At 33.8% G+C, this 15741-nt stretch carries 17 protein-coding genes; 5 read left to right on the forward strand and 12 right to left on the reverse strand.

What is annotated here, in order from left to right:
- Positions 1–35: 35 nt before the first annotated feature.
- The gene (locus LQ189_RS03460) at positions 36–428 is read right to left on the reverse strand and encodes a single-stranded DNA-binding protein (RefSeq protein ID WP_230154351.1); all 393 of its coding nucleotides are present in this window, start codon (positions 426–428) and stop codon (positions 36–38) included.
- 645 nt (positions 429–1073) lie between these two features.
- Positions 1074–2324 (reverse strand): site-specific integrase, encoded by a 1251-nt coding sequence (locus LQ189_RS03465; protein WP_230154352.1) that lies wholly within the window; start codon positions 2322–2324, stop codon positions 1074–1076.
- Between the two features lie 274 nt (positions 2325–2598).
- On the opposite strand from LQ189_RS03465, the gene LQ189_RS03470 reads away from it, so the two are divergent.
- From LQ189_RS03470 to trxB, 3 genes are all read left to right on the forward strand, one after another.
- Entirely contained in the window at positions 2599–2844 is a 246-nt protein-coding gene (locus tag LQ189_RS03470) for a GIY-YIG nuclease family protein (RefSeq protein WP_230154353.1), read from the forward strand.
- Between the two features lie 211 nt (positions 2845–3055).
- Entirely contained in the window at positions 3056–3220 is a 165-nt protein-coding gene (locus LQ189_RS03475; protein ID WP_255667913.1) for a GIY-YIG nuclease family protein, read from the forward strand.
- A gap of 208 nt (positions 3221–3428) precedes the next feature.
- Positions 3429–4376: a thioredoxin-disulfide reductase gene (gene trxB, locus LQ189_RS03480; RefSeq protein WP_086454620.1), complete on the forward strand. Its 948-nt coding sequence runs from the start codon at positions 3429–3431 to the stop codon at positions 4374–4376.
- 397 nt (positions 4377–4773) lie between these two features.
- On the opposite strand, the gene LQ189_RS03485 is transcribed toward trxB, so the two are convergent.
- The 7 genes from LQ189_RS03485 to LQ189_RS03515 form a co-directional block, all read right to left on the reverse strand.
- Positions 4774–5781 (reverse strand): hypothetical protein, encoded by a 1008-nt coding sequence (locus LQ189_RS03485; protein ID WP_230154354.1) that lies wholly within the window; start codon positions 5779–5781, stop codon positions 4774–4776.
- A gap of 14 nt (positions 5782–5795) precedes the next feature.
- Entirely contained in the window at positions 5796–7031 is a 1236-nt protein-coding gene (locus LQ189_RS03490; RefSeq protein WP_230154355.1) for a hypothetical protein, read from the reverse strand.
- Positions 7032–7318: 287 nt separating this feature from the next.
- Positions 7319–8152, reverse strand: coding sequence for a GIN domain-containing protein (locus tag LQ189_RS03495; RefSeq protein ID WP_230154356.1), 834 nt, complete (start codon positions 8150–8152; stop codon positions 7319–7321).
- Between the two features lie 78 nt (positions 8153–8230).
- Positions 8231–8965 (reverse strand): head GIN domain-containing protein, encoded by a 735-nt coding sequence (locus LQ189_RS03500; RefSeq protein ID WP_230154357.1) that lies wholly within the window; start codon positions 8963–8965, stop codon positions 8231–8233.
- A 2-nt stretch (positions 8966–8967) separates the two neighbouring features.
- Positions 8968–10707, reverse strand: coding sequence for a PspC domain-containing protein (locus LQ189_RS03505; RefSeq protein ID WP_230154358.1), 1740 nt, complete (start codon positions 10705–10707; stop codon positions 8968–8970).
- A 5-nt stretch (positions 10708–10712) separates the two neighbouring features.
- A complete protein-coding gene (locus LQ189_RS03510) occupies positions 10713–11042 on the reverse strand; it encodes a PadR family transcriptional regulator (RefSeq protein ID WP_086454625.1) in 330 nt (109 codons plus the stop codon).
- Positions 11043–11276: 234 nt separating this feature from the next.
- Complete coding sequence (locus tag LQ189_RS03515; RefSeq protein WP_230154359.1) at positions 11277–11732, reverse strand: DUF4870 domain-containing protein; 456 nt, start codon at positions 11730–11732, stop codon at positions 11277–11279.
- Positions 11733–11989: 257 nt separating this feature from the next.
- Between LQ189_RS03515 and LQ189_RS03520 the strand changes: the two genes are divergently transcribed.
- Complete coding sequence (locus LQ189_RS03520) at positions 11990–12442, forward strand: DUF4442 domain-containing protein (protein ID WP_230154360.1); 453 nt, start codon at positions 11990–11992, stop codon at positions 12440–12442.
- A 67-nt stretch (positions 12443–12509) separates the two neighbouring features.
- On the opposite strand, the gene LQ189_RS03525 is transcribed toward LQ189_RS03520, so the two are convergent.
- The 3 genes from LQ189_RS03525 to LQ189_RS03535 form a co-directional block, all read right to left on the reverse strand.
- Positions 12510–12731, reverse strand: coding sequence for a hypothetical protein (locus LQ189_RS03525; protein ID WP_230154361.1), 222 nt, complete (start codon positions 12729–12731; stop codon positions 12510–12512).
- Between the two features lie 177 nt (positions 12732–12908).
- Complete coding sequence (locus tag LQ189_RS03530) at positions 12909–13469, reverse strand: DUF6642 family protein (protein WP_182649240.1); 561 nt, start codon at positions 13467–13469, stop codon at positions 12909–12911.
- Positions 13470–13695: 226 nt separating this feature from the next.
- The gene (locus LQ189_RS03535) at positions 13696–14607 is read right to left on the reverse strand and encodes a glycosyltransferase (RefSeq protein ID WP_230154362.1); all 912 of its coding nucleotides are present in this window, start codon (positions 14605–14607) and stop codon (positions 13696–13698) included.
- Positions 14608–14654: 47 nt separating this feature from the next.
- Between LQ189_RS03535 and LQ189_RS03540 the strand changes: the two genes are divergently transcribed.
- On the forward strand, positions 14655–15740 hold the full coding sequence (locus tag LQ189_RS03540) for a glycosyltransferase (protein ID WP_230154363.1): 1086 nt from the start codon (positions 14655–14657) through the stop codon (positions 15738–15740).
- The last annotated feature ends 1 nt before the right edge of the window (position 15741 follow it).

Genomic DNA, 15741 nt, shown 5'->3' on the forward strand with positions numbered 1-15741 from the left:
AATTTATAGTTTGAAAAATGATTAAATACTCGTTGTTAAAATGGGAGGTCGTCTTCCGTACCTTGTTTTGTAGTTTTGTTACTTTCAGTTTGCGCAGTAGCTTGTACGGTATCAGTTTTTCTACTGCCTCCGTGTAATTTGATTTGTGAGGTATGAAAATTCAGTCCTGCTCTTAATTCTCCGTCATTCCCTGTCCACGCTCTTGTACTTACTCTTCCCGATAGTTCTACCAAAGTGCCTTTTGTGAGTAGCAAAGCTACGTTTGGGCTTATCCAATAGGAGCAGTCGAAATAGGTCGTCTGTTCTATGCGTTCGCCCTGTTTGTTACGGTAGCTGTCGTTGATTGCTACTGAAAAGTTTACTACTTGTTTTTGATGTGACGTTGTGCGTACTTCCGCATCTCTCGTCAATCGTCCTGTGATGTTCATGATTTCTACTTTTTTGAGTTATTATTTTTTTTTTAATTTATTCGGTAATGAGAGGAGGTGCTGAAGTTTCGTTTCTCTTTTCCCATTTCTAATGCTGTATTTTTTCATTTCTGACATTTTTTTTATTCGTCTAAAGAGCCGGAGTATGCTTTGTTTCGTTTCACGAGCATAAAAGGTTCGTGTTTAGCAACAACAAGGTTTTGACAAAAAATACGACCCGAATGGGTGGAGATTTTTTGACAAACCCGCAGGGCTTGACCTTGATGTTGCGTTAAGAACACGGAAATACCTTTGCTCTTGAAATGGGACAAAACAGCATACTGGCTCTTGGATAAAAACCTGTGTGGAAGCCAATGGAAAAGGCATTAAGAAATGGTCTATGTGATTACAAAACCAGCATTTATCTGGCAGAATTTTAACCATTTTTAAGTTATTTGTGGCTATGAAAGCCACCAAAAGGATATTGGAAAATATTGCTTGGGATTTGCCCTGGATTTTCCGATATTTTTTTCAGTATATCCAATCAAAGCTCTTTTATGCGAAGAGGTTGGGGAAAGGAAATAAATGTGCTTTGGGGATAAAAAGTGTGGGGCATAAAAAAGCAGGATCGTTAAATCCTGCTTACTATTATCGTTATTCTAAATATCAAATGGTTTCAATAAAGGCTTCTTCCATTGCCTTAAATTTATGCGATATTAAATCCATTTCTTTACTAATCTTCTGACTGGTTATCTTGGCATAAATCTGTGTAGTTGAAATATTTTTATGACCCATCATCTTGCTGAGACTTTCAAGAGGTACACCTTCAGTTAAAAACATAGTGCCAAAAGTATGCCTTGCTGTATGAAAAGTTACTTTTTGCTCTGTAATAATCTCAACTTCCTGAATTAATTTATCAATATAACTATTGCAAATCTTATTGGTTGGGACAGGGAAAATAAAATCGTTTCGGGTAATACCTGCATATTTTCCGATTAATCGCTTAGGAATTTCCATTAATCTCACATTTGAAGCAACATCAGATTTTTGCCTACGGCTTATAATCCATTCATGGCCATCAAAGAAAGATTGGATATTGCTCTTCTTTAGTTTTTTGATATCAATATAAGCTAATCCAGTGAAGCAACTAAAAATGAAAAGATCTTTAATAAGCTCATATTTTTCTTTTGTAGGTGTATGGAAAAGAAGGGTTTCTACATGTTCTTTTAATAAATAGCTTCGATCATTTTCTTTCATAGAAATCTCATAGTCTTCAAATGGATTTCTTCTGATAAGTCCATTCTTGATTGCAATTTCTGCCACGCGATATAAGGGCATTGTATAAACCCAAACAGTATTATGCGTACAGCCTTTATCCACCCGCAAAAACAAATCAAATTCTCTAATAAAGTCACACGTCAATTCTCTAAATGCCATATCATCTCTATAATACCGGCAAGTGATAAATTCCTTGAGGTGATTAAAGACAATTTTATACTTGTAATACGTGCTTTGTGAGCGTTCTCCTTTAGAAACCATTTTTTCGAAATCTTCATTATTTTTCTTGAAGACTTTTAGCAGAGAGTCTTCCATGACACCAACCCCCAAAAAAGAAAGTTTTACTTTTTGTGAAGTTGCAAAGCCTTCATCTTTGAGCATCTCATCATAAATCTTATTGATGCGTACCCGGATTTTATCCAATTTCTGGTTGGTGCTTAATGCCAGGCTACTCTTGCCCAATACACGGCCGTGTTTTAAATCCCAACTATTGGGATCAATTTCTAGTTTAGTTCCAAATGTTTTAGGCGTTCCGTCGATGGTAATCCGCCCCATAACTGGTACATTACCGTTCTTTTTTGGTTCATTCTTCTTCAAGTAAAGCAATAACTTGAAGGTGGATCTTTTCACTGTCTCCATAACTCAATTGTTTAATGTTTAAAATTAACTATCAATGAGTTACAAGGAACTATGAAAAGGAATGCAAAAGATTGAATTATAGCTATTTATCACAATCATTACCAAGCTGAACTGGTAATGATTTAGTAACCTAACCTTGTCTTTTTAAGCCCAAAACCTATCGTACACCGACTTCCAACTTTGTACTACTGTTTTATAAACCTCTGTATAATAATGATGTTCGCCATTTTGCTTACTTTTGCTTTTTACTAATCTTTTTTATATAAAAAAAATTATGTTTCACGTTTACATTCTTTTTTCTAGATCACAAGACAAGTATTATGTAGGGCATACTTCTATGGTTTTAGAAGAGAGACTGCGACGACATTTAAGTGCACACAAAGGATTTACAGCAAGAGCCAAAGATTGGGCAATAGTTTATTCGGAGTTATTTGACCAAAAATCTTTAGCAATTTCACGAGAGCAGGAAATTAAAAAATGGAAAAGTAAAACAAAAATTGTCGAATTAATTACAAAATAAGTAGCAGTTATCGCGTCCCGATTGCAAATCGGGAAGGCCGCAGGTTCGAATTTCCGTTTTCGGAATAAACACTGCCACCCCGACAAAAGCCGAACGAGATCGTTCGGCTTTTTTTTATATAAAAAAAATTATGTTTCACGTTTACATTCTTTTTTCTAGATCACAAGACAAGTATTATGTAGGGGTTACTTCTATGGTTTTAGAATAGAGACTGCGACGACATTTAAGTACACACAAAGGATTTACAGCAAGAGCCAAAGATTGGGTAATAGTTTATTCGGAGTTATTTGACCAAAAATCTTTAGCAATTTCACGAGAGCAGGAAATTAAAAAATGGAAAAGTAAAACAAAAATTGTCGAATTAATTACAAAATAAGTAGCAGTTATCGCGTCCCGATTGCAAATCGGGAAGGCCGCAGGTTCAAATTTCCGTTTTCGGAAAAAACACTGCCACCCCGACTTAATCCTTCTTGTTCATTCAAGAAGGATTTTTTTATTACCAAATAATTAAAACTGATGTAGTACTTTATTACGTACTGTAATAAAAGCTTATTTTTGTACCAAAAAATTTTAATAATCACACCATGTCAGATACGATCGAAAAAATTAAATGCCTTATTATAGGTTCTGGACCTGCAGGATATACTGCAGCAATTTATGCAGCAAGAGCTAATATGAATCCGGTATTGTACCAAGGAATGCAACCAGGCGGACAGTTAACAACTACAAACGAAGTAGAGAACTGGCCAGGGAATCCAGAAGGAATTACAGGGCCAGAAATGATGGTAGGTTTACAAGCTCAAGCGCAACGTTTTGGAACCGATGTGCGTGACGGTTGGGCTACAAGAGTTGATTTCTCTGGAGATATTCACAAAGTTTGGATTAATGAAACTAAAGAATTACACTGTGAAACAGTAATCATTTCAACTGGTGCTTCGGCTAAATATTTAGGCTTACCATCAGAGCAACATTACTTAAAAATGGGTGGTGGTGTTTCTGCATGTGCTGTTTGTGATGGTTTCTTTTATAGAAACCAAGAGGTGGTCATAGTAGGTGCAGGAGATTCAGCTTGTGAAGAGGCACACTATTTGTCTAAACTTTGTAAAAAAGTTACCATGCTAGTACGTAGCGAGAAATTTAGAGCTTCAAAAATTATGGAGGAGCGCGTACGCAAAACAGAAAATATCACCATTTTGATGAACCACGATACTGTAGAAGTACTTGGGGATGAACAAGTAGTTACAGGTGTAAAAGCGTTAAACAAAACTACAGGTGAAACTTTTGAAATTCCGGCAACAGGATTTTTCGTTGCCATTGGTCACAAGCCGAATACAGATATTTTTAAAGAGTTTATTACTCTTGATGAAACAGGATATATTGTTAACACGCCAGGTTCTTCACTTACAAATGTTGCAGGTGTTTTTGTAGCTGGTGACGCTGCTGATCATGTATACCGTCAAGCTATTACGGCAGCGGGAACTGGTTGTATGGCTGCATTGGATGCTGAAAGATATTTGGCAGCTAGGGAGTAACAACTATCTATCACTCAAAAAAAGTCTCTTTTATTTCAAAAGAGACTTTTTTTTTGAATCAATTCTTCCGCTTAAAATCTGTATCATTTTGGCTATTCAGTCTATCGTTAACTTGTACAAGGTGTTACAGACTTAACAGGTTTAAAAACCTGTTAGGTCTCGATAGAACTCCTTTTTGTAAAGCGGTTTTAGTACAGTTGCATTCGATAATAAGCTCAAAGACCTCAAATGTAGTTACATATCAAAGTATACCAACGATGCCCATATATCAGTAGAGATTGAGTTTAATTGATTTTGGATTTGTGGGCATTACTAATATGTTAGAACTGGCTGCTCATGTTTAGCCAAGAGCTAATATACTTAATAGAGTCATGCTGTAACTGAAAATCAATATATTTTATTTTTGTTCCGCAATAGTTACTTTGTTTAATTTTAAAACTCTTATTACTTGATTGGTGTTATCTACTACAAACAAACGGTCTTTTAGCAATGCACAATTAGTAATTGAGTTAAACGCATTTTCTCCCATTATATCCGAATTGTTTATAGTTGGGGTGTAATTTTGATCTAAAAAAATGTTTTTGGGATACAGTCGAATATAGTTAGTGCCTTTTAATTTTTCAGTTGTTATAGCCCAGTCCTCGCTAAATACTACAGATACTGGAAGGTTGTCGGTTAGTGTTTTAGTATTAGGTAAAATAGGAACTGTCAACGAGCTAGTTGCGTTTTTCTCAATATCTTTTAAATTGTAATTCAAAAACCCGTTAGCATTTTGTCCAGCTACTATTAAATTTCCATTGGAGATATCCATCGAATAGATTTCGGTGTAGCCTTTCAGGGTGTTTAATTTAGCTATTGGAGCTAAGTTCCAATTGCTGGTTTCAGTAATTTGTGCAGTTTGGAATACCTTAATTGAATTTTCTTTTTCTTTGACAAAAAGAAAACCATCTTTTGCTTTTAGTCCAAATACGTGAACAAAAGTTTGCCACCATTGTCCATTTCCAATCGTGTTGATGCCTGATAATGTTTTTTCGTCCAAAACAAAAATTCTTGAGTCAATGCTACCAAGGTAAATACGGTCATTGTCAATAGAAATAGAGGATAGTTTTGTGAACGGAATTGTGGTAGATCCTTTTGTATAGCTTTTGACACTCGAAAGATAAGATAAAGTTGTGGCATCAAATATTTCAAGAATATCACCATTGCAGATGTATAATTTGTTATTTGCAATAGTGATAGCGTTAGCTTCTAAAGTACCTTTTCCTCCAGTAATTTGATTGGCTTTGATAGTCGTTTCGTTACTCAAGTAATAAGATTGATAATTGGTAGGCTCATAAACCATATCAGAATCTTTAGTGCAACAAGCTAAAATAAATAAGATAGCTATATATATAATCTTTTTCATAGTAGTAAGTGGTATTAATTCCATTTTCCTTCTCCTTTGTATTTAAGTAAGAAGGGGTTGTTAGGGCTGATTTTGAAAACGGGTTTTTTGTAGTCTTTTTTGTTTAGATAAGCTGTTTTTGTCCATCCTTTTAGTATTTCAGGATCTATAAACGGAAGGTCGTTTAGGTAAATCAAATATTTATAAAAATAAGTGAGCATTTCTTGTTGTCCTCCACCTTCACCACTATTAGCTAAATTACTACTATGGCTAAATCCAATATGATGAGAATATTCATGAGACCAAATAGACATTTCACCTAACCAATGTCCAGTGATGTAGTCTGACTCCCATTGCGAAGCCAGCGCGCCTCCTCCCCAAGCACTTCCGCCTCCTACCATTGCTAGGTAAACGGCTCTAGAGTCTAAGTAATTCAAATAAATTTTTTCTATTTCTTCCTTCGTGTAATAATCATAAACGCCATTCACATCATCAGTGTTACCATGCCAATTTAAAGCGCCATTTATTGCTGTTCCTGCTAATGTTGCTTGTTCTTGTTTGTATTTATCAAAATTGGAAAAGGTTTGATAATACAGTGGGTGACTTAAAGCATAGGAGTAATTGATGATCATTGTGATAGCTTCTTTGGCCAAAACAGGATTCATTGGAAGAAATTTTCCTGGTTCATTGATATGGTAACCATCGTGAAATTGCACTAAATGATTGGATTTTATTTTTTTAAATTTGGCAAATAATGGATCTGTTGATGTAACAGAAAATTCAATAGATCCCGATGAAAATCCTTCTATTTTATCAATCGTTACAGTTTTACCATTTTCTAACAAGTAATCATTTTTGCCAACTACTAAAGGGATTTGATGTACCGAGCGATGAAACGCAGGAATTTTACTAAAGTGAAAGAGTACGAATTTGTTTTCGTAATTTGGGAGTTTAGCATATATATTTACATCTGTTAAGGCAACAGGTGAATACAAGGAAACTTGTACAAAATCCTTTCCTTTTAGTATGACTTGAAGAGGCTGGTTAACTCGAAACCAACGATCTTTTTTGTCATACATACTTGCTGGGTCTTCATTGTCTTCAAAAAGTGTCATGGGTTTATTACCAGCAGGTAAATTGGTAGCATCAATACTTGATAAATAATTGGGCTGGTAATTTTTGTAGTTTACTTCGGTTTCACAATTTGTGAATAAGGACAAAACAGTCAATAGTAAAAAACAATGCATTGCATTTTTTAGAACTTGTTTCATAGGTTAGGTTTTAGAATATGGGTTTGCAAATATATTTTTTCTTTTATTATTTAATCCATCTACAACGTTTTTAATTGACTAAATTTATTCTTCCTGAATATATTGACTGATAATAATTTTGAATAGTAAAGCTATTCCTTAGAAAATAGAACAGAGTATTTGCCACACGGGGAATTAAGATAAAGCAACTTGTAAACCGGTAAACTTCCCGATTGGGCATCCACAAAAAACAAAAGCACAAAAAAAACAGGCAATTGCCTGTTTTCTTGTTTTTAGTAAAGTTACTGTTACTTTAACTTCTTGATTAATTTAGTCTCGTCAGCAAACTTTTTGATGGTTATTTTAGGGTTTCCTACGAGCTGGATTTCAGTTTTATTGGCTGCATCAATACTTAATGTTGTGCTTGAATTTATGATGCAACTAGCATATCCTTCAATAGTTAGTTCCGTATTTTTCAGGGTTAATTTATTGGCTGTTAAGCTAGAGTTGTTGTCTAAACGCAAGATAGCATTCGAGGCATCACCTTCAATAGTTGCATCCGATTTTTGGTACAAATCTGTTTTTAAATCAACGGTTGTAATCAGCGCTTTTAAACTAGAATTTTTACTCATTTCAATAGTAGTTTTTTCTGATTTGATATTAAGCTCGCCTTTTGCTTTGTCATCGGCTTGGTAAACTACTGATTTAGAATTGATGTTTAAAAATAATTTAGACGTGCCGCTTGCTTTTAGGATTACGCTATCTAATAATAATTCTTGGATGGCATTTAAGGTAGTCTCGTCTTTGGCTTGAATTGTTTTTAAATTCTCGGTATAGGTTACTCTTACAATCAATTTTTTATATGCAGTTACTTTTTTTAGGGTATAAATGCGTAATGTTTTTTCGTTTTCGTCAAGTGCCACTACGTCCTGTAAATTATCGTCCGTTTCAACTTTTATGCCTGCTTTTTCTCCTCTTTCTAGATGTACTTCTAGATTGTTTTCAATTTGTAAGGTTTCAAAGTCTGCAATTTTTCGCTCTACAATTGTAACAATTTTGGAACCTTTTACTTTGTCAGATTTTTGAGCAAATGCTACATTTGCTGTGGCTATAAGTAGCACTAAGAGGAAATTTTTTTTCATGTCTTGATATTTATTACTTACAAATATAAAAAAAATCATCCACTAGTTAGGGATGATTTTTTTGTTTGAAAAAGTCTTTTATTCTGCGCTAATGCTACCGCCCGAACTAGTATTTTTTTGGATTGACTTGGGTTGTATGTCATAATGAATTACACCACCGCTAGAAGCTTCTGCATTTAAACTCACAATGGGATGCACATTAATACTAGCACCGCTTGAAACATCAGCTCTAACTACATTTGTTAACAAGTCATAAGCGTTGATTTCGCTTCCGCTTGACGCAGAATTTTTAGTCTCTAGCGCTTTTCCGTTTACTTTTATTTCACTACCACTACTAGTGTCACAGCTTACAACATCAGCTTCTATGCTAAGGTCCATGGTTGCTGCACTTGAGGTATTAAGTCTAATGTTTTCTCCTTTTAAGGTGTTCTTACTCACAATTGTTGCTCCGCTTGTGGCCTCGAGTTCATCAATAACTGGCATTCTTACGATTACTTTTTTAACATCTGCATCATTCATTAAATTTTTGTCAAAAGTGATTACAAGGGTACCATTTTCAACTTCAGTAGTCAAATATTCTTGTAAGTTTTCGTCCGTTTCTACAATGACTTCAACCTTGTCTGATTGTTCTATTTCAACATCAATGCCGCTATTTACTTCGATACTTTTAAAACGCTCTGTAATTTTTCGGTTTTCTGTGGTTACATTTCCGTTTCCTTCAACAGCGTCAAAATTGAAATGGCAAGAGGTGCAAAATAAGGCAATAAGTACACCTACAATAAACTTAGTAATGAGTGTGATAATTTTTAGCATGATTATTTATTTTTTACAATTATTCCGTCTTTGTTTATTGATAACCCTTTTCCAGAGCCTTTTTTAGTTTCGTTTGAGTTTTCTACATTGCTCTCTATTGAAGTACTATCAACTTCACTTGAATATTCAGAATTGTATACCTCTTCCTCTTGAGTTTCTGAATCATTATATTCATTTTCATCAGCAGGGCAATTTAAACATTTTATTTTATCTGATGTAACTTTGTAAACGTAATTATCTGAGCTGTAGTGTAAATTAAAGAATTCATCGTCAGATCTGTCGTAGTTTTGTACAGATGAATCAGGCTTAATATAAGTGCCTACTGGAACAAATAGGGTGATATCTACACTTTGATCACGGTATTTATTTTTTAATTCAGTAATCATGTAATTATCTAAAACAATTTGATTCCCATTGATGGTATACGCATATTTAATTTTCTGAGCTCTTTTTTTAGCCTCAGATAATGATATACCTCTAGCTTCTTTTTCTATTTGAAGGTAAGGTAGTTTTTCATCTGTTTTTTCAATTTTAAAACGCACATCATTAGAGTAAATAATGTTAGTTCCAATGGAGTCTTGAGTTACCTCAAAATTTCTATTGTCATCTACGTTCTTGGCAAAATAATCGTTGTATCTAAATTTGATGTACAATGTATCTGTAGGTTTTAAATTAATGGTTTCTTTTTTTACATCTCTACCATCTACTGCAAATGCACTAGCTTGTTTAATTCCAATTGAGATAGCAATAGAAACTGCAATAATCCAAATAGCAAGCAAGGTATACTTTACAATATTCCCTATTGATTTCATGTTTGGTGCTAGTAATTTAAACCCTAGCAACGTTAAGAAAAAGAACGGAATCCCAACTGCAAAAAACATAAGTAATCCAAAAGACCAAACAGGATAATCAGTAAAATTGCCTGCTTCAATAAAATTTTGCCAAGGGAAATCGATAAACAATCCAGAACCCAATGTAAAAATACCAATCAACAAGAAAAACAAAACGGTGATTCCAGACAAGATCAATAATATGCCTAAGAATTTTGCAAAAACTTTAAAAACGGTCATGATAAAATCTCCAAACGAGCTTCCTAATTTGTTTGCTCCAGTTTTAATATGGACACCGTATTTGTCATAATCTACATTTTTTAGCTTTCCAGAAACGTTCTCAAACTCTTCTCTAACTTTTTTTTCAATGTTTGATATATTAACAGGTTCTCCAGTCATTTCAAGTTTTTCAGAGGTTGTTACGGCCTCTGGTGTTACAATCCATAAAATAATATACGCTAAAATACCAGTTCCAAAACCAGCAAAAACCAGCAATACTAGTACTATTCTGATCCACACAGAATCAACCCCAAAATAGTAACCCAATCCCTGTGCTACACCACCTAGCATCCCTTTTTCTTTATCACGATACAGTTTTTTAGTTCTTCTGCTCGTGTTTTGGTATGGTTTTGCTTCGGCATTTTCGTCTTCAATGATATAGTCTTCTGGTTGTCCCATAACAGCAATCATTTCATCAACTTCTTTCAATCCTATAACATGCTTGTCGCTTATTTGTTTTTCATTCAATAATTCAGACACGCGCATTTCAATGTCTTTTAATATTTCATCGTGTCCAGATGAGTTTGATAATGAGCGCTTAATAGCATCAAAGTATCGAGTTAATTTTTGGTATGCATTTTCATCTATATGAAAAACCATTCCGCCTAGGTTTATATTTACAGTCTTGTTCATGATTATTATTTTTGGTTGGTTATAAGGTTTACAGCATCTGATAATTCAGTCCAGGTGCCACTAAGTTCTTTTAAAAAAGTTTGTCCTATTTCGGTCAAGCCATAATACTTTCTTGGTGGTCCTGATGTAGACTCTTCCCAACGATAATTGAGCAAACCGTCATTTTTTAATCGAGTCAATAAAGGGTAAATAGTGCCCTCAACAACTAGTAATTTTGCGTTTTTTAAAGTGTCTAATATTTCTGATGTGTATGCGTCTTTCTCTTTTAGTACCGATAGGATGCAAAATTCAAGAACACCTTTGCGCATTTGTGCTTTTGTGTTTTCAATGTTCATAATTTCATTTTTTTGATTTTGTGTGATTAAAACTGTTCATTCTTTGATTAATTTTCTGGATTTTACTCCAGCTTGATTGATTATTATGATGATTTTTTAGGAGCAGTCAACTCCCGTTTTTTTAAGAACTTTTATTCCTGCTTTTCACTCTATCTTTTCTGTTCTCTAAAAAACGAGACCATAAAAGGATGCCGTTGCAATCAGGGCTATACAGAACTTCTAGTACTTTCATGTCTATTTTAAAAACGGAATGGTAAGCGGGTATTTATATGCTATGCCATTAGATGTTTGCATCGAAGCGTAAATAATATAAAAGAACTCAACAACTTTTAAAATTAAAAAAAGTAAAAGACTCACAATTCCTACGGTCAAAAATCCAGCATTGTCACTAAAATTAAAATCAGACAAGATAAAATTGTGATTTTCATGCAAGCTATTCAACGGGATGTTTTTAAAAACAGTGATTAAAAAACAAGGAATTGCTATCATTAACAATACTAAGGAATAGAGTAATAAACTCAACTGAAAATTAATAGCTTGTTTCCCGTGGTGATTCACAAATTCCGATTCTCCTTTTTTAGTGCTCCACAATACAATTGGGAATATGTAATTCCCAAAAGGAATAAAATATTGAGTCAGTGTACTCAAGTGTGTAAATGTGGCAATGTTTTTTTCTGTAGATGATTCCATTTTTTTTGATTTTTGATGATGATTGAAACTGATTTGATTTTTAGATTAATTAGGCTACCTAGTAATTTCTTATGCAAATATATGTTTAAAAAACAGTATCTTGTTTCGCATAGTACCAAACATTAACATAAAATTAACAAATAAATTTAATAGGCGTGCATAGTATTTTTTTGTATTTTAGCAAAATATCAAATGGCAATACCCCTGACAGCCCATGTATTACCATTTGTAATTAAAATTCATAAACTAGAAAGCCTATGTTACTTACTGCATCAAAACTTAATAAATTTTTATTTTTCAAATTACCATCGGCTTTTATTTGCGGAGTTCGCGTAAAAAACATTGACGAAAAAAAATGTGTTGTATCTGTAAAACACCGTTGGATCAATCAAAATCCGTTTAACTCCATGTATTTTGCCGTTCAAGCTATGGCAGCAGAATTAACCACGGGAGCACTTGTGATGTTTCAAATTCAAAAAAGTGGTCGTAAAATATCAATGTTAGTTGCAAACAACAAAGGAAATTTCACCAAAAAAGCCACGGGTCGCATTACTTTTACGTGTAATGACGGACATTTAATCGAGAAAGCAATTCAGGAAACTATTGCTACAGGAGAGGGGCAGACCTTTTGGATGAAATCCATTGGCACGGATGAAAAAGGAGTGCAAGTTTCAGAAATGGACTTTGAGTGGAGTGTGAGAGTAAAATAATTACCTACTTATATAAAAGTAAAACGCCTCTAGAAAGAGGCGTTTTTTGTATAATACATATCGGTTTTTAGCATTTTTTACCGGCACTTGATGCATCGCATTTTTTTCCTTTGGCTTTGCATGCTGCCATACATTTTTCAATTTCAGCTGCTGACATGGCTGCTTTTCCACCTTTTTTAGAACAACAAGCCTCTTTTTTTGATTTTTCTTTGGCTACTGCTTTAACTTCTTGTGCATTCATTTGAAGTGTAAAAAAAGCAATTACAGCTAGGGATACTATTTTTTTCATGAGTTTTGATTTTTGAATTTTGTATTTCAAATATAAAGATTTTATGCAATGTTGAATCTCTTATTGTGAAAAAATTAGTCTTTATGCCGTCATTTTAACATATAAAAATAGTTTAAGAAGCTATTATAGTCACTTTTTGTTTGAACTCGTTTCAATATCTAAAATGCTATGAACGAATTAATAATACATTCTAAAATCAAGTAATTTGCACAATGCATATTGTTTTTGATGCAGTTCTTCAACAATTTCAAAAATATCATCTTGCTCTTCAAACAGTCCAAAAAACAAACGGTCTAGGGCAGTACTACTCACATTAGGAAGGAATGCGCCATAGCCCGATACAGCTTTTGCACCAGTAACATCAATAAAATATTGTGCCTCATCTGGTGATAAATCAAGAATTTTTGAATTCGCAAAATGAACAATTTTCCCTCTCATTTTCCCTTCAAATAATTCGGCTATTTCTTCAAGGCTGTAAAAATATTCGTTGATGCAAATCGTATTGGCTTCGCCAGGCATTACCAGATAAATGATTTCGTAATTGGTGAAATTATGATCGTCGTATAGGAGTGTGTTCAAGCTTTCTTCTAGTCCTTCTATGGTGTCACATGTTTTATAAATGCTTGTCAATCCTTGATCTGATGCTAGTTTTTCTAGATGTTTGACAACTTCGGTATCTAGATTTTCCTCCACATCGGCTACAGCCTCAAGACAGAAAATAAATGTATCGGTTTCCATTGTATTCGATTTAGATGATGTAAAAAATAAAGAATTCCAAATGGCATTGTAACCGATTTAAAATATCTCATGATAACAAAAATAAGGTTCTACGGCTATATTCTTGCCTAAACGAGTGTGAAGTTATTGCAAAAAAAGTGTTGTGAACACCGTTTTTTTGTAAGACTAGTATTTAATTTAGATGTTTTTTTACGACTAAAGATTTTTTATAAAACCCAACTAAGAATTATCGGTATCTTTTTTTTAGTGCGATTAAAGTTAATACTTTGGCTTCTAATACGATATATTTGAGAAGTAAAATTGGGTCGATTGTTCGCAATGCTATTTCCATTTCATGATGAATCATGTTTAAAATGGCCTTGTTTTCCTCGGTAGTGATATTCATTTTTAAAGCATGGATTACAATTGTATAAGTAGACCGATTGTATTTTCGCGTTTTTGAATTCAATCTTCGAAAACGGTAGGTACTCAAGGAATTTTTTAATTCTCTTTTTTGTAACAGAATTTGGTCTATGTAATCAAAGTTGTAGCTGCGCGCTGCTCGTATCCAGAAATCATAATCTTCATAATGTAAGTTTTCATTATAGCCATTTAGCTTTTCATAAACTTCTCTTTTTGCCATTGCCGAAACGGAACAAACATTGTTGTCTAAACGCAATAATCCTAAATAAATGTCGCCTGTCGGCTGGCTTTGAATTCTTTTTTTATTTTGGTCTACCTCAAAAAAATATCTAAAATGCGTGTTGTCTTCAAAGATCATTTCGGCATTACCATATACAATTCCAAGATTAGGGTAAGTGCTGTTTTTAAACTGCTCTAGTTGCGTGGCTACACAATCGGGATGGAGTAAATCATCAGTTGCAAAATCAATAATATAGGAGCCAGTAGAGCGCTTGAAGGCGGTATTAAAAGATTTTGTATTCCCTTGGTTTACACGATTGGCAATAAAAATAACATTGGGGTAGTTAACGAGCCATTTTTCAATCTCTGCCACAGAATTATCTGTGCTGCAGTCATCTACAATAATAATTTCAATATTTTTATGTGTTTGATTTACAATTGATTCCAGTCCTTCTTGAACAAATTTTTCATGATTGTAACAAAGGCAGATAACGGAAACTAGTGGATTGTAATTCATTTGAACAAAGAAGTGTTTATATTTGAAGCTAAATTAGTAAATTAAAAATGATTCCGAAAAAAACAACAATTGCTCTCGTGGGCGATTCACTGGGTGGCGGTGGTGCAGAACGTGTGCATGCCGTGTTGTCTGTTTTTTTTGAAAGCAAAGGAATTGAAGTTCACAATATTATTTTTGTTGACGATATCGTTTATGATTACAAAGGAGTTGTGCTGAATTTAGGTAAAAAAAATACCGCGACAACCTTCAAAAAGCTACAACGATTATACGAATTACGAAGTTATTTTAAAAAACATCATTTTGATTTTGTTCTTGATTTTCGCTATCGGGTGAATACGATAAATGAATTTTTGATGGCACATTATGTTTATCAATCGAGTGTTATTTATACCATTCATAGCGGGATTTTACACAATTACATTTCGAAAAGACCTTGGATTGCCCGTTTTATTTATGGAAAACATAATTTTGTATCCGTAAGTAAAGCACTGGAAAAGGCGTTGCTCCAACAGTACAAAATTAAAGCGCAAACCATTTACAATCCTTTTGAAGTCGAAAAGATTCAAGAACTCGCTCAGGTTCGTATGCCAATGGATGATACCTATATTATTGCTGTGGGTCGAATGAACGAAAAGGTAAAACAATTTGATGTTTTGATAGAGGCGTATTCCAAAACGGTATTGCCACAAAATGGAATAAAATTAAAAATCATTGGTTCTGGCATCTATCTTGAGGATTTAAAACGGCTTGTTGCTGAGAAAAATTTAGGTGATTTAGTAGAGTTTGTGGGTTATCAAAAAAATCCTTTTTGTTACCAAAAAAACGCTCTTTTTACAGTAGTTACCAGTGAATATGAAGGACTTTCAAATGTGATTATAGAAAGTTTGTTAGTAGGAACTCCTGCTATTTCCTATGATTGTTTTGCTGGGCCAAGTGAAATTATTACAGACCGATTCAATGGTTTACTAGTTGAAAATCAAAATAAGCAGAAACTGATTGAAGCTATAGATTTACTTTATACGGATGCTGAATTGAGAGTATTTTGCAAAGCGAATAGTGTACCAAGTGCGCTTCGGTTTTCAGTAGAAAAAATTGGAAATGAATGGCTTGATTATTTAAATACGAAGAGTTAAG

Source organism: Flavobacterium sp. CECT 9288, assembly GCF_918731615.1.
In the GTDB taxonomy this organism is placed as follows: Bacteria; Bacteroidota; Bacteroidia; order Flavobacteriales; family Flavobacteriaceae; genus Flavobacterium.

What these genes read in the sequence shown, in the direction of transcription:
- LQ189_RS03460 (WP_230154351.1), bottom strand. Translation starts at nt 428, where the DNA reads ATGAACATCACAGGACGATTGACGAGAGATGCGGAAGTACGCACAACG.
- LQ189_RS03465 (WP_230154352.1), bottom strand. Translation starts at nt 2,324, where the DNA reads ATGGAGACAGTGAAAAGATCCACCTTCAAGTTATTGCTTTACTTGAAG.
- LQ189_RS03470 (WP_230154353.1), top strand. Translation starts at nt 2,599, where the DNA reads ATGTTTCACGTTTACATTCTTTTTTCTAGATCACAAGACAAGTATTAT.
- trxB (WP_086454620.1), top strand. Translation starts at nt 3,429, where the DNA reads ATGTCAGATACGATCGAAAAAATTAAATGCCTTATTATAGGTTCTGGA.
- LQ189_RS03485 (WP_230154354.1), bottom strand. Translation starts at nt 5,781, where the DNA reads ATGAAAAAGATTATATATATAGCTATCTTATTTATTTTAGCTTGTTGC.
- LQ189_RS03490 (WP_230154355.1), bottom strand. Translation starts at nt 7,031, where the DNA reads ATGAAACAAGTTCTAAAAAATGCAATGCATTGTTTTTTACTATTGACT.
- LQ189_RS03495 (WP_230154356.1), bottom strand. Translation starts at nt 8,152, where the DNA reads ATGAAAAAAAATTTCCTCTTAGTGCTACTTATAGCCACAGCAAATGTA.
- LQ189_RS03500 (WP_230154357.1), bottom strand. Translation starts at nt 8,965, where the DNA reads ATGCTAAAAATTATCACACTCATTACTAAGTTTATTGTAGGTGTACTT.
- LQ189_RS03505 (WP_230154358.1), bottom strand. Translation starts at nt 10,707, where the DNA reads ATGAACAAGACTGTAAATATAAACCTAGGCGGAATGGTTTTTCATATA.
- LQ189_RS03510 (WP_086454625.1), bottom strand. Translation starts at nt 11,042, where the DNA reads ATGAACATTGAAAACACAAAAGCACAAATGCGCAAAGGTGTTCTTGAA.
- LQ189_RS03515 (WP_230154359.1), bottom strand. Translation starts at nt 11,732, where the DNA reads ATGGAATCATCTACAGAAAAAAACATTGCCACATTTACACACTTGAGT.
- LQ189_RS03520 (WP_230154360.1), top strand. Translation starts at nt 11,990, where the DNA reads ATGTTACTTACTGCATCAAAACTTAATAAATTTTTATTTTTCAAATTA.
- LQ189_RS03525 (WP_230154361.1), bottom strand. Translation starts at nt 12,731, where the DNA reads ATGAAAAAAATAGTATCCCTAGCTGTAATTGCTTTTTTTACACTTCAA.
- LQ189_RS03530 (WP_182649240.1), bottom strand. Translation starts at nt 13,469, where the DNA reads ATGGAAACCGATACATTTATTTTCTGTCTTGAGGCTGTAGCCGATGTG.
- LQ189_RS03535 (WP_230154362.1), bottom strand. Translation starts at nt 14,607, where the DNA reads ATGAATTACAATCCACTAGTTTCCGTTATCTGCCTTTGTTACAATCAT.
- LQ189_RS03540 (WP_230154363.1), top strand. Translation starts at nt 14,655, where the DNA reads ATGATTCCGAAAAAAACAACAATTGCTCTCGTGGGCGATTCACTGGGT.